At 34.7% G+C, this 13,046-nt stretch carries 9 protein-coding genes; 2 read left to right on the forward strand and 7 right to left on the reverse strand.

The genetic code is table 11. From position 1 onward, the window contains the following. Entirely contained in the window at nt 1–2,943 is a 2,943-nt protein-coding gene (locus B0M43_RS21530) for a SusC/RagA family TonB-linked outer membrane protein (RefSeq protein WP_078005332.1), read from the reverse strand. A gap of 1,454 nt (nt 2,944–4,397) precedes the next feature. On the opposite strand from B0M43_RS21530, the gene B0M43_RS21535 reads away from it, so the two are divergent. Together B0M43_RS21535 and B0M43_RS21540 are read left to right on the forward strand one after the other, a co-directional pair. After that, entirely contained in the window at nt 4,398–8,468 is a 4,071-nt protein-coding gene (locus tag B0M43_RS21535) for a two-component regulator propeller domain-containing protein (protein WP_078005333.1), read from the forward strand. Nucleotides 8,469–8,511: 43 nt separating this feature from the next. Next, a complete protein-coding gene (locus B0M43_RS21540; RefSeq protein ID WP_078005334.1) occupies nt 8,512–9,069 on the forward strand; it encodes a DUF6624 domain-containing protein in 558 nt (185 codons plus the stop codon). 78 nt (nt 9,070–9,147) lie between these two features. Here B0M43_RS21540 and B0M43_RS21545 read toward each other — a convergent pair whose 3' ends face one another. The 6 genes from B0M43_RS21545 to B0M43_RS21570 all read right to left on the reverse strand — a co-directional run bounded on the left by B0M43_RS21545 (nt 9,148) and on the right by B0M43_RS21570 (nt 12,962). Next, nucleotides 9,148–9,564 carry a hypothetical protein gene (locus tag B0M43_RS21545; RefSeq protein WP_078005335.1) on the reverse strand — a complete coding sequence of 139 codons (417 nt, stop codon included), beginning with the start codon at nt 9,562–9,564 and terminating at the stop codon, nt 9,148–9,150. 156 nt (nt 9,565–9,720) lie between these two features. Next, complete coding sequence (locus tag B0M43_RS21550; protein ID WP_078005336.1) at nt 9,721–10,275, reverse strand: YceI family protein; 555 nt, start codon at nt 10,273–10,275, stop codon at nt 9,721–9,723. Nucleotides 10,276–10,280: 5 nt separating this feature from the next. Continuing rightward, on the reverse strand, nt 10,281–10,679 hold the full coding sequence (locus B0M43_RS21555; protein ID WP_065450365.1) for a hypothetical protein: 399 nt from the start codon (nt 10,677–10,679) through the stop codon (nt 10,281–10,283). A gap of 20 nt (nt 10,680–10,699) precedes the next feature. Next, complete coding sequence (locus B0M43_RS21560; protein ID WP_078005337.1) at nt 10,700–11,542, reverse strand: DUF5777 family beta-barrel protein; 843 nt, start codon at nt 11,540–11,542, stop codon at nt 10,700–10,702. Between the two features lie 8 nt (nt 11,543–11,550). After that, on the reverse strand, nt 11,551–11,955 hold the full coding sequence (locus B0M43_RS21565; RefSeq protein ID WP_078005338.1) for a hypothetical protein: 405 nt from the start codon (nt 11,953–11,955) through the stop codon (nt 11,551–11,553). Between the two features lie 131 nt (nt 11,956–12,086). Next, on the reverse strand, nt 12,087–12,962 hold the full coding sequence (locus B0M43_RS21570) for a hypothetical protein (protein ID WP_078006108.1): 876 nt from the start codon (nt 12,960–12,962) through the stop codon (nt 12,087–12,089). Between the last annotated feature and the right edge of the window lie 84 nt (nt 12,963–13,046).

The raw sequence follows: 13,046 nt of genomic DNA on the forward strand, positions 1-13,046 counted from the left end.
TTAAAATTTAAGATTAAGACCAAATAAAATAGATCGTTGTCTAGGATAAATTGTTTTGTCTACACCGTTATTGGTGATTTCAGGATCTAAACCGCTGTATTTTGTAATTACAAAAACGTTCTGAACTCCAGTCGAAAATCTTAACGATGCTTTACTGTTTAACCAGTTGTTTAAAGTATATCCTAACGTAACGTTGTCAATTTTTAAGAAAGAAGCATTCTCGATATAAAGATCTGATAATACTACATTTGAAGTAGTCTGAAAATTAGTATCTAGTATCTGAGACGGAACATTACTTAAAACCCCTCCATTTTCCATAGCATCATATTGTGCTCTGCTGGCGTCTACGGCATTATAAATTCGGTTACCAATACTCGCTCTTAAATTGAATGAAAAATCGAATTTTTTATAATTCATATTCGATGCAAATCCTAATGTAAAGTCAGGATCTGGATTATTATAAATGTATTTATCAGCATCGTTTCTAACATTATCACCATTTAAATCTGCAAAAGCACCTTCAATTGGTTTTCCTTCGTTATTGTACATTTGTTTGTATACGTAGAAAGAATAAGGAGTATAACCTTCTCTGAAAATTTGTCCGGGAGTTCCTGTTCCTGCAATATTATCTCCTAAAAAGATATCGCTTCCGTTTACTAAATTTTTGATTCTTCTTTCAAATTTGGATACATTAAAATTCATATTCCAATTGAAATTCTCCGTTTTAATGGCATTCGCATTAAGCGTAAACTCGACACCTTTTGTAGTAAAGCTTCCTACGTTTTGATACACACGGTTCGAGAAATTACTACCATCAGATATGGCTGCATTTACTAATAAATCTTTAGATTCTTTGTAATACACATCAAGTCCGGCAGATAAACGATTGTCTAAAAATCCAAAATCAAGACCTGCGTTGTACGAAGTAGTTTCTTCCCATTTCAGGTTGTTTGTTCTTTTTGAAGGAAGTGCAACCGGAACCGGACTTGTACCAAAATAGTATTCAGAGTTTCCGCTGCCAACTTGATATTTCTGCAAGTATCCGTTTGGCTCAGGAATATCCTGCTGTCCTGTAATACCGTAACTTAATCTTAATTTTAAATCAGATAATACGGTACTTTCCTTAAAGAAATCTTCTTTGATTTTCCAGGCAAAAGCTACTGAAGGGAAATTTCCCCAACGATTCGCTTCTTCAAATCTTGAAGAACCATCTCTTCTGTAAGACAGTGTTAGTAAATATTTATCTCTGAAATTTAAGTTTGTTCTGGCAAAGAATCCTAATAAAACAACATCTGTATCCAAAGTTGTTTCCGGAAATGTTGATGGTAAATCAGGGTTTAGAATATTGCCTGTTTCAAATTTTGAGCTTTGAAATTTTTGATACGAATAACCTGCTGTCGCCTCAAAAACCAGTGATTTAAAAGTTTTATTATACACTAAATAAGTATCTAATAATTTATTTCGTCTGGTTGCTTCTGTATATTCATCTGTACCATACGGAATGTTGTTGTTTGATGGAGCAGAACCCGCATCAGCACCAACCAATCTTCTTCGGTCTCCGTTTGACTCATCAAAACCAACATTTACAACCGCTCTTAAAGCAGGAAAAAAGTGGAATTTATAATCTATTTCAAAATTCCCGAAAATTCTGTCATTCGTTCCTCTGTCATTGGTATTCAACAATTGCGAAACAGGATTTCTTGCTGCGGTTGAAACTAAAGGATAATTTCCGTTGGAATCAATTCCTGTAGTATATTCAAAATAACCGCCATAAGGAGCGCCATCCACTTTTATGGGCTGAGTTGGATCAAAACCAATAGCAGCTCCTTCAACAGCATCTGTAAATCTGTTTTTTTCGTTGGTGTAATTGGCCGAAAGCCTCAATTTTAAATGATTGTCAAGAAAAGCAGGATTCATAACTAAACCAACTGTGTTTCTTTTGAAAGTATTCGTTAAACGCAAACCTTGCTGATCTGTATTTCCTAAAGTTAAACTCGTTGGAATAATATTGAATAAACTTCCTCTAACGGCTAAACTTTGATCTATGGTTCCGGTGTTTCTGTAAATTGCTTTTTGCCAATCGGTATTTGCAGTTCCCAGTTTACTTAAATCATCGCTTCTTCTGTCTGCGATAACGCTTCTAAATTCATCTGCGCTAAAAACGTCAACCGTTTTTGTCAGCGTTCCTGCAGCATATTGTACATTATAGTCTACAGATAATGTTTTGCTTCCTTTTTTAGTTGTGATGATAATAACACCATTCGAAGCGCGGGAACCGTAAATGGCAGAAGCCGACGCATCTTTTAAAACCGTAATAGATTCTACCGTTGCAGGGTTTAATGAGGCTAAAAAGGAAGACGATCCTGTATTGGTAGCATTATCAAGCGGTAATCCATCAATTACAATAAGTGGATCATTGCTTGCAAAAAGCGAACTTCCGCCTCGAATTCTAATTTGAGAACTAGACCCCGGAGCACCAGTTGAATTTACTGATAAACCGGCTACTCTTCCGTTCAGTAAATTTTCTGTCGTAATATTATTTCCTTTGTTAAAGTCTTTTGTAGTAAGTGCAGTAACAGATCCTGTCGCGTCTTTCTTTTTAACGCTTCCGTAACCTACCTGAACCACAACTTCTTTTAGCAGATTAGTATCTTCATCAAGAAATACCGTTATGTTTTTTTGGGTGCCAACCGGAATGGTCTGATTAGAATATCCGGTATAGGAAAACGTAATCTGACTATCTGCTTTTACTCCGGATAATTTAAATTTTCCGTCAAAGTCTGTAGAGGTACTAATATTTGCGCCTGATACTTTTATGTTTACTCCCGGTATGGGCTGCTTGGAAGATTTTTCCAATACAACTCCGGTAATTGTGTTCTGAGCAAAAACACAAAAAGGTAGTAAGAATAATAAAAGTAAAAATTTTGTTTTAATTCTTTTCATACTTTTTTAATGGGTTTGGTTTAAGATAGTTTTTGTTTATTAGTGTTGGTTACAAAATGATTGCAGCGTTATATAAGTTAGTTTTATAACCTGCTTCTTAAAATAAGTTTATTCACTTTTTTAATAACTAGGAAAAGGTTTTCCTCTGTAAATGGTAATTGAAGTGTTGGTCATGTTTACATTGTTTTTGGTTAAGATAATTGGTTAGTTTTTTTTGATTGACTTGCTCTGAACAAAAAAGTAAAGCAGTATTACTCAAACGTTGTAGCTTATCAACTCACTTTGCAAATTAAGTACAGAGCAAGGTATTTAGACAGGGAAAAATTCATTTATAAAAGGGGACAATTTCGTAAAAGTGTCTGTACAACACTTCATAAAAACATATTATCTATTTTTTTAATTCAAAAAAAATCAAAACATCAATAATTAAGCTTTAAAATAATAGAATTAACAATGAAATAATTTGTTGTTTTTAATCGGTTTATTCTGAAAAAAGCAATTTGATATGCTTAAATTTTAAATAAGAAAATTCAAAAAACCTATGAGAAAAAAATTACCACAGAGAACGCTAAGTTTTTTTTAATAAGTCTAATAAAAACACAGAGATCACAAAGCTTTGTCTTCATTTAGCTTTGCGAACTCTGTGTTTTTTTTAAGCAATCTTAAATAAAATCTTTGTGTTCTTTGCGGTAAAAAACAATTACTATATTAAACTCAAAACCTTAGAAAAAAAAATTTTTTACCGCAAAGAGCGCTAAGTTTTTTTCTCTTAGCTTTTAAAAAAGGCAAAGTTCGCAAAGCTTTGTCTTCATTTAGCTTTGTGATCTTTGTGTTTTTAAAGCAATCTTAAATAAAATCTTTGTGTTCTCTGCGGTAAAAAACAATTACTATATTAACCTCAAAACCTTAGAGAAAGAAATATTTACCACAGAGAACGCTAAGTTTTTTTAATATGATAAGTCTAATAAAACACAGAGATCACAAAGCTTTGTCTTCATTTAGCTTTGTGATCTCTGTGTTTTAAAGCAATCGTAAATAAAAATCTTTGTGTTCTCTGTGGTAAAATAATTTAGGCAGTATGTTTTTTAACTCTTAACTTTTATAAAACACAAGTTCAAAAGCTTTCTATTGATCGAGCTTTGCGAACTCTGTGTTTTTTTTTAAAGCAATCTTAAATAAAATCTTTGTGTTCTCTGCGGTAAAAAAAACAACTAGTAAGCATCTTTTTTTCCAAAGCCTTTAGCATTGATTAAAAAAAAAACACTAAAATCATAATCCACCATTCCTGTAAAAAACCAGTAGTGTTTTTTGAGCATTAGTTAATAAATGTGTTAATTTCGCAAAGTACACAGCTATCAACATATATTCACATAAAAAAATTGATCCTGATTTCTAATCACATCCCTTTTATTTTTCGTATATCAAAGAGCAGCACGCTTTTTAAAAAAATTTCTATGAATAAATTAAAGTTCTTTCTTGTTATTAGTCTTCTGCATCTACATGCATCCGGACAAAATTACCCGATACGCCATCTTGATATTTCATCAGGACTTTCGAACAATTCTGTTGCCTCTATTTATCAGGATCAAAATGGTTATATGTGGTTTGGAACTTTTGATGGACTAAACCGATATGATGGAAATGATTTTAAAGTTTACCGCCATATTCATACCGATCCAAATTCTATTCAGGGAAATGCTATTAGCTGTATCGAAGGTGACTTTGAAAATAATTTGTGGGTAGGAACAACTGCCGGACCGGTAGTTTTTAATGCAGAACGATCTTCTTTTACTCCGCTGCAATATTATGATACCAATAAAAAAATCAAACCTTTAAACTTTACGGCTTACGAAATAATTGCTGTTCATTCGCTACATATGATTCTCGTCGCTACAAAAGAGGGGATTGTAGTTTATAAAGAAGGGGAGAAAATTGGCACGGCAATCCCTTTCAACGGAAAATTAAATTATATCGCAAGATCAATAGCTTATAATGCAAAAAAACAAATTTTCTACGTTTTTATCACCGGAACCGGTCTTTGCCAATATGATATTAAATCAAAAAAACTAACACTTCTTAACCCTACCATTACAGGTTCAAATTGCATTAAATTGACAAATGACGGACTCTGGATAGGAACAGATGAAGGGGCGTACTTATATAATCATAACCTTAATACTTATTCTAAAAATTACTTTCTGGAAAAAACAGTCGTGCGTGATTTTTATCAGCAGGGAAACAGACTCTGGATTGCCACTGATGGTGCGGGCCTTTTTACCATTACCAAAAATCAGCCTGCTCCTGTTTTATATCGTGCCAGTGGGCCTGTTTCATTACTAAACAGTAAATCGCTGTATGATATATTTGAAAGCAAAACCGGAGAAATGTGGTTTGGAACCCTGCGTGGAGGTGTAAGTATGATGGGAGAAAAACCGCTCTATTTTAATCATTTTAAAAGCAAGGATCCGCTGACCAATAAAGAAGACGAAGATCCGGCTGCCAACTTCATGCTTTCTTTTTGTGAAGACGAAAAGAAAAATATCTGGATTGGTACAGATGGCGCCGGAATGCGATACTGGAACAGAAAACAAAACACTTACGATGTTTACTCGACCACCTCAGCTGCAGGCAGAAAAATTCAGAGCAATTTTGTTACAAGTATTGTCAGGGATGCTGATAATGCCATTTGGGTGGCGATGTGGAAAGGCGGAGTCTGTCGTATTGACCCGAAATCAAAAGCCATTCAGAATTTCTCTATTTATAATCAGATTACCAAAAAAGCAGAACAGGAATCCTGGCTGCTGTTTATAGACTCAAAAAAAACGCTATGGCTTGCCGTTACTAATGGCGGAGCATTATATCAATTTGATAAAAAACAAAATAAATTCATTTGTTACAGCACCGCTTTGCGCGATGTTACTTGTCTCTACGAAACTCAGGACGGAAAAATCTGGGGCGGAACTTTCAATTCCTTTTTTGAGATCGATACCAAAACAAAAAAAGTAAAAAACTATCATTCAGAGTATACTATTCGATGTATAACCGAAGATGAAAATAAAAATCTTTGGATTGGTACGGTTGAAGGCGGTTTGCTTTTATTCAACCGAAAAACAGGCACTTTCAAAAAATATACCACACAAAACGGTCTTTCGAGTAATACCATTCTTCGTCTTTTAAAGGATAAAAAAGGAGATTTATGGATGAGTACGTATCAGGGAATCTCAAGATTAAATCCTAAGAACAATACTTTCAGAAATTTTGGAGTTTCTGATGGACTTCAGGGCAGTCAGTTTAGCTGGAATGCGGGAACGGAACTTTCGACAGGAGAATTTATTTTTGGTGGTATCAACGGATTCAATGTTTTTGATCCCAATACTATAAAAGACAAAAAAAATACGGGTAAGTTTTTATTAAATGATTTGCTGGTGAACAATCAGTCCTTAAAATTGGACAGCCCCTATATTACCGAAAAAAAGCTCGAAATGATCAGTGGCGCCGAACTTCCTTATGAAAAATCGGCAGTGAGTTTTGATTTTGTTTATCTTGATTATGTCAATTCAGAAAAAATCAATACCGCTTACTTTCTTGACGGATGGGACAAAGACTGGAACTATACCTCAAAAAATAACAGGGCAAATTATTCCAGGCTGACGGAAGGCACCTATATTTTTAAAGTAAAAACAACTGATGTTTTAGGCAACTGGACAAAGGAAGTAACACTGGCAACAGTAAAAATCCTTCCGCCTTGGTACAGAACATGGTGGGCGTATACTTTTTACCTCATCGCTGCTGCCGGTGCCATTTATGCCTATGTACTTTACCACAAAAACAAAGAAAGATTGCGCTACGAAATAAAACTTTCCCGTATGGAACATAAAAAAGACAAAGAACATGCTGAAAAGCAGTCTTCTATGTTTACTTATATGGCCCATGAACTGCGCACTCCCCTATCTCTGATTATAAATCCGCTGAAAAGCGCAATGGACAGAAAAAACCGTTCTGAAGATGATCTCGATCTGAATCTTGCCTATAAAAATGCCAAAAGATTATTGAGCCTCACAGATCAGTTATTACTGTTTAGAAAAGCGGAAACAGATCTTGATGAACTCAAAATTTCGAAAATTAATTTAAATAACCTGTGTCGGGAAATCTACGAAAGCTTTACACAAATGGCTGCGGTTAAAAGTCTCAATTATCAGTTTATTGAAGAAAAAACACCTGCTGAAATATACGGCGATTATGAAAAAATAGAGATTAGTCTTTTTAATTTAATCTCAAATGCTTTCAAATTTACACCAAATAAAGGTGCTATAACTATCGAAATCATCGAAAATACTGCTGATGTTTCTATCATTATATCAGATACCGGAAGCGGTATTCCTGAAAATGAAATTGATACTGTTTTTGAAAAATTCAAACAGGTTCAGTCTAAAGCCAGTAACGGATTTGGAATAGGTCTTTATGTTGTAAAATATTTTGTAAATAAACATCACGGCGAAATACAGTGTAAAAGCGAATTAGGAAAAGGAACTTCGTTTACTATTATTCTTCCAAAAGGAAAAAGTCACTTTGCAGCAATGAGCATCAATGAAAATCATCCTCAAATGTCGCCTCTTGTTGGGGAACTTTTAGAAGGAATGCCTGCTGACAATCAAAATATTCTTGAAGACAAAAGTCAATCCTCAAATCCTGAAAATATACAGTCAGCATTAATCAGTACCAAAAAAGTACTTTTAATTGTGGAAGACAATCCTGAAATGAATCATTATCTGGTGCAGCTTTTTTTCAACAACTATATTGTTTATTCGGCAGCAAATGGTCTCGAAGGTTTAAAACTTGTCGAAAAACACCTGCCGGATATCGTGCTGAGTGATATTTCGATGGAAGGCATGAACGGTTTGGATTTATGTAAAAAAATCAAGCAAAATGATGATTTAAGCCATATTCCGGTTATACTGCTCACAGCTACCACTAGCAATGATATTCACTTGCAAAGTATTACCGAAGGTGCAGACGACTATGTCACGAAACCTTTTGACAGCGATATACTTCTGGCGCGTGTAGATGCTGTTCTTAGAAACAGAGGGCAATTGCGTAAGTATTACTTAGACAGTATTACACTTCGCGAAAATGTCAATAAAGTTCCTGTTGAATACAAAGAATTCCTTGATAAATGCATCGAAATCGTCGAAGCCAATCTCGAAAACAGTGACTTTAACCTCAAAACTTTTTCTGCCGCAATGGGAATGAGTCATTCAAGTCTTTACAAAAAGATTAAGGCAATTTCAGGACAAACCGTCAATGTTTTTATAAGATCGATCAGAATCCGAAGAGCGGCTGTAATTATGCTTACAGAAAACATCAATATCGCGCAGGTAGGCCCTCAGGTAGGTATAGAAGATCAGCGTTATTTCCGTCAGCAGTTCGTGAAATTATTTGGAATGAAACCTTCTGAATATATTAAAAAATATAGAAATTCTTTTAATAAGGAGTTGAATATCATTCAGAAGAGAGATGTAACGTAGTTATGATTTTTAACGAATAAAATAAACTTTTAATTATAATTTAATGAATAATCGCATCGCTAAAGAATTGATAGAAATGGCGCATCATGACCTGCAGGTACGCGAAGAACTTTTAAAAGAAGGGAAACTTTCACCTGGCTATAATCCTGATATGGAGCTCGTGCATCTGGAGAATGCGAAACGACTTAATGAAATCATCAATACCATCGGCTACCCTACAAAATCAATTGTTGGCGAAGAAGCCATCCAGGCAGCATGGCTTATTGTTCAGCACGCCATCAGTTTGCCGGTTTTTATGAAAAGATGTTATACGCTAATATCCGAAGCTGGTGATGAAGTCAGTCCGCAAAACTTTGCTTACCTGCATGACAGAATATGCTATTTTGAAGGAAGACCACAGAAATTCGGCACTCAGTTTGACAGCAACGGAATGTTTCCCGTCGAAAATAAGACCGAAATGATACGCTTGCGCAAAGAACTACAACTTGACGCACACGACGAAAAATCTATAGTAGAGTTCATCCCCTCGGTTCATAAAACGGGCTTGCACCAAAACGATGCGGAGTTTAATCATTGGAGAAAGCAGGTTGGATGGTTATGAGCCTTTCTGAATATATTAAAATATAAGAATTGACATTTTTATTACAACTAAAAAGCTACAAACTGATTCTTTAATTGTTTAATAACGACTAACTGCATTAGGATAATGTGGATTAAAATGCTGCAGAATTACTTTGGGTGTTGCAATAATTTCTTTGCGAATACTATCAAACCATTCGACCTCTTTCGTTACTTCAGCACAGCATTCGTTTTTTGAGTTGAAAAAGCTACTTTTAATTTTGATTGTATCATTGATATAACAATGTTTCATCTCCACAAAAAAAGGTTCAGTAAACATCAAATTTTTATAACAAACCAGTTCATGATGTCCTTCCTGCAAACCCAAATGCAAAGCATTGAGTTTCTCTTTTGAAAATCCGTTATTAAATAAAAAATGATATAATAATCGAAGCGTGTATGAAATATAAGCGGTATTTTCCATTACCATATAATCATTTACATCTTCGCCGGCAACAACGTAATTTTTGCAGATCATTTAGATTCAGTTAGGGTTATTAAAAAAAGAGGCCAGTTCATTAATGAAACTGACCTCAGGCAATAGTCATGTTTAATGATCTTCCAAATCAAAAAAAGTTCTCTTTAGCTAATATGCGATGGGTAATTTCTATTAGCTAAATAGTTACTGACAGTGTTATTTTACCAATAAAAAATTATAGCTGATTTTTATTTTATCCGCAATTTTTTTTCTAACCATGCTTGGTATCTCGATATCAAAATCTTCAGGTTTTACTTCGAATGCACCAATAGCAGTAACTCCGTTGGCCGCTTTTGAAATTTTTACGACAACCGTAACAGGTTTTGTTTTTCCGTGAATAGTAAGATCGCCTTTCAAGGTAAAATTTTTAGCTGTGCTGGTGATTTTTGCACTGTCAAAATCTTCTATTTTCCCTTTTAATGTTGCTTTCGAAAACTTTTCAGACTCCATATAATTTTCATTAAAATGTTCCTCCATCAGAGCCACTTTAAAACGAAAACCTTTTATAAGAACCAAAGCCGCAAAATCGCCTGTTGATTGTTCTAAAACAGCAGATACACTTTTGTTCTCGGCAGCCACTTCTTCATAAGAAGGCATTGTAGCCTGAAATTTTATATTTCCTGTTTTTGTGATCAGTTTTTGCGCAAATCCATTTGTATTAGCAACTATTATCAATAGTAATACAAAGAAATTTATAAGTTGTTTTTTCATAATAATTAATTTTCTTTAAGTCCGTCAGTATTCCATTTTACAATTACATCAATATTGGCCTGAGACATTCTTCCTGCTTGCGGCATAATCCCTTGTTGTCCTGTTTGCAGTTGAATACGGTTTAATAAACCCGCATTTTCAACCGCAGCTTTTACTTCGGCATAAGTCGTTAAAGGCCTGAAACCTGCAGATCTTCCTGCCTGATGGCAGCCTGTACAATTGCCATCAATAATTGATTTTACGTTTTTAGTGTAGCTGGTTGCCACCACCGGATCAGTCCCGGGCGTTCCCGTTCCCGGAGGTGTTACTGCTCCCGGAGGCGTTTCGATATCCTGATAAGTATCGGCATCGCTACAGCTTGTTAGTGCAAAAAGTAAAATTGTTATTGCTATTAATCTCTTCATAATGTGTCTGTTTATAGTTTTTAAAATACTCTGTATAAGTTAAATCCAAAAAAGAAATCTCCTTTACCCCAGTTGCCGGAAGCATTGGTAAGATATCCGCTCTCGCTCATCGATTGAGAATTGGTAAATATCAATTGAAAAACATGCCCGCCTGTCTCTATATCAAGACCTACAGACAAAGGATTTTCATAAAAACCAGGAGTATCAAAATTGTGCATGTATTCTAAGTTTACAGATAATCTTTTGGTGATTTTATAGCGACCGCCGCCTCCAAATGAAAATTGATTATCATTTTCGATTGTCGGATTGTAAAGGTTTTTATGAATAAAAGAAGGTACTAGCTCAAGAGATAGCCTTTCGTTAATTTTTCTTGACACCAATAACTGCTGTACATAAGTCGTGCGGTGCTTAAATTCCAGTCCTGGATATTGGTCTTTTTCTAAAAAAGTATTAATATCGGCAACACTGTATCCAACAATGTCAACAGGAAAATTAGCACTTTGCCTCGCCATTCTGTATTTTAATCCGGTCTCGTACATTTTGTTTAATGTATGTCTGGAAAGACTGACCGATAACCAGTCTGTAACGCCATAAATTCCCCCTAGTTTAGTGGTTGCATTATCAAGACCAAAAAAACTATCAAAACCATCTTTTACAGTACCAAAACGATGTGAGACTACAAAATAGAACTCTTTTTTTGCTGCCATTTTTGTTGTTTGTAACGTTACAACCTGTAATGCTTTAAAAGTTGCTGCAGCATAACTATCTTCTACCTGAGTCGAATCCAGATCTTTGAGCAGATCCTCTTGCGAATAAGCCATCGTAGCCAAAAAAAGGCAGATTGGGATTAAAAATTTCTTCATAAAATTGATTAATTGTTTTGTTTATTAATGGTACACTGATCTAGTTTTATCTCCTGAAAAAGCTCATCATAACCTATGCACTTTCCTTTTACAGTCACATTTTTATTGGTAATTTTCTCTTTTATTTTTTGAGTAAAAAGACAAAAAACAGTATTTTCAAGGAGGATCACAGAGTCTGTTTGTTTGGTAATTTCACCCGTTATTTCAATAGTTTTATTGAGATATAATGAATCTGCTTTTTGTGGATTTGAGGTATAGTCTTTACTTAATTTTGCTGCTGTAAGACTAAAATCCGGCATTTCGGATGCGATATTGCGTGCTTCCTTATAAAGAAATCCGTAATAAAAATAATAGCCCGCAGGAATCAGCAAAAGCAAGACTATAATTATTAGTGTTATTCTTTTCCTTTTCATAAATAGATTTTAAATGCTGTTTTATCCGGTTATATGAAGTTGTATACCAGAATTTTACTTTATAAGTATTTCAAATTAGTCCGGTATAAATTGGACTAATTTGAAATTTCCTTTAAAAAAATAGAACTTTTTTATATCGCCAGCGGAGCATCTTTTATCGCTACCGGCCAAACCCCAACAGCAGGAAAACTAACTCCTTTATTGGCACCTCGTACGTTTGCATCTTGTCCAAAATAATACAAAGGCCAGCCGTTGTAAACCAATTGAGATTTCCCAAATACTGTAATAACACTAAATTTAGATTTATCAAGTACAGAAGGAACTACGATTTTATCTGTTTCATAAATTGGCCAAATCGCATTGTTCGAAAAATCTGCTTTTGTAAAATTGTTTTTCTTGAAATTATCGTTCTTAAAAGTATACAGCGTTATTCCTTTAGCATCTGTAAAATAAGTAGTCAAACCATCTCCTTCAGTATAATCTGATTTATAGTTTTTAGTATCATGTCCTACAAGCTGGCTTCTTACGATCATAATCGAGTAATCAGGTTTTGCAATAAACCAAACACCGCCAACTCCGTCTCCGGTTGTTTTACCGGCTGCTTCTGCAGTATTGGTTCCGTTTACACTTGGTGCGTAATAATATAAAGGCCATCCTTTATAGGTTACTTGTTTTTTGCCGGATGCCGTAGTTATGGTAGCAAAATCTGAAAATGTTAAACCTGTTCCTATTTTATCTGCAGTTAAATTATCTACCACAAAAGCAGGCCATACAGCTTCACATCCACCAGTACAAGAAGCTTGTCCGTTTGCATCTGTTGAAAAATAGTACAAAGATCTTCCGTCTTTATCAGAAAGATAAGAGCCTAATGTTGCACTGGTAGAAAGACTTACTTCTTTTTTTACTTCGGCAGTTGGAGTAGTATCATTGTTGTCACTGTTACAGCTTGCAAAAAAAGTTGTCGCTGCAAGAGCAACAAGGGCGATTTTAATTTGTTTTAATTTCATTGTTCTTTTGATTAGGTTAAGGGAGTTATTTTTTCCTCGTTTAATTGGATCCAATAGTAAAACAGCCTTTATGTAGATTACCCT

It is taken from the genome of Flavobacterium sp. KBS0721 (assembly GCF_002007065.3).
In the GTDB taxonomy this organism is placed as follows: domain Bacteria; phylum Bacteroidota; class Bacteroidia; order Flavobacteriales; family Flavobacteriaceae; genus Flavobacterium; species Flavobacterium piscis.